This window comes from Streptococcus sp. GMD4S, from assembly GCF_000296955.1.
Genome location: NZ_AJRE01000512.1, coordinates 1 through 1,261 on the forward strand (window position 1 = coordinate 1; position 1,261 = coordinate 1,261).

Genomic DNA, 1,261 nt, shown 5'->3' on the forward strand with positions numbered 1-1,261 from the left:
CTATCAACCAGTGATGTTCGCTTTGGACTTTTCTTGTCCAAAGAAGTCAGCTCAGTCTTTATCAAAAAATGGCAAAAAGAAGCTACTAAGCTAGAGTTCGCTCTTAGCCAAATCCCAGAAAAAAATCTGGAGGAACGTCAAGTTCTAGTAGATAAAATTCAAGCCATCAAGGAGGTGCTCCATGTTAGCAAGTGAAGTAATTAACGCATATGAAGCCTTTTGCCCTCAGGAATTTTCAATGGAGGGAGATAGCCGTGGCCTGCAAATTGGAACTTTGGACAAGGATATCCAAAGGGTCATGGTTGCCCTTGATATTCGTGAAGAGACGGTGGCAGAGGCTATTGAAAAGGGTGTGGATTTGATTATCGTCAAGCACGCGCCAATTTTCCGTCCCATCAAGGACTTGGTAGCCAGCCGTCCGCAAAATCAGATTTACATCGACCTTATCAAGCATGACATCGCCGTTTATATCAGTCACACCAATATTGACATCGTTGAGAATGGTCTCAATGACTGGTTCTGCCAGATGCTAGGCATTGAGGAGACGACTTATCTCCAGGAAACAGGTCCAGAACGTGGGATTGGGCGTATTGGTGACATTCAACCACAGACTTTTGGAGCATTTGCTCAGCATATCAAGCAAGTCTTTGGTCTAGATAGCCTTCGAATGGTGCATTATCAAGAGAGTGATTTGCAGAAGCCTATTTCAAGAGTGGCCATCTGTGGCGGTAGTGGTCAATCTTTCTATAAGGATGCTTTAGCTAAGGGGGCAGATGTCTACATTACTGGTGACATCTACTACCACACTGCCCAGGATATGTTGTCTGATGGCCTGTTGGCATTGGATCCAGGTCACTATATAGAAGTGCTTTTTGTGGAAAGAGTCGCAGCACTTCTTACTCAATGGAAGGAAGAGAAAGGCTGGGACATTGATATTTTACCTAGTCAAGCATCGACCAATCCTTTCCACCATATCTAGTTAGAAAGTGAAGACAATGAAAAAAGTTGCCATTATTGGAGCAGGGATTGTAGGGGCAACTGCTGCCTACTACCTTTCTAAAGAAAGTGACCTAGAGGTGACCGTTTTTGACCATGGACAAGGTCAGGCTACCAAAGCAGCAGCGGGAATTATCAGTCCTTGGTTTTCCAAACGCCGTAATAAAGCCTGGTACAAGATGGCGCGCTTGGGAGCTGACTTTTATGTGGATTTGTTGGCTGATTTAGAAAAGTCTGGTCAGGAAATCGACTTTTACCAACGCTC

The 1,261-nt window shown here is 44.5% G+C and carries 3 protein-coding genes; all 3 read left to right on the forward strand.

Going from position 1 to position 1,261, the window contains the following annotated elements:
- On the forward strand, nucleotides 1-195 hold a 195-nt coding region (locus GMD4S_RS12210; protein WP_000697077.1), incomplete at its 5' end, for a tRNA (adenine(22)-N(1))-methyltransferase TrmK.
- Nucleotides 182-979, forward strand: a complete 798-nt coding sequence (locus tag GMD4S_RS12215) for a Nif3-like dinuclear metal center hexameric protein (protein ID WP_000881141.1) — start codon at nucleotides 182-184, stop codon at nucleotides 977-979. The genes GMD4S_RS12210 and GMD4S_RS12215, both read left to right, overlap by 14 nt.
- A gap of 16 nt (nucleotides 980-995) precedes the next feature.
- On the forward strand, nucleotides 996-1,261 hold a 266-nt coding region (locus GMD4S_RS12220; RefSeq protein WP_000754633.1), incomplete at its 3' end, for an NAD(P)/FAD-dependent oxidoreductase.

What these genes read in the sequence shown, in the direction of transcription:
- GMD4S_RS12215 (WP_000881141.1), top strand. Translation starts at nt 182, where the DNA reads ATGTTAGCAAGTGAAGTAATTAACGCATATGAAGCCTTTTGCCCTCAG.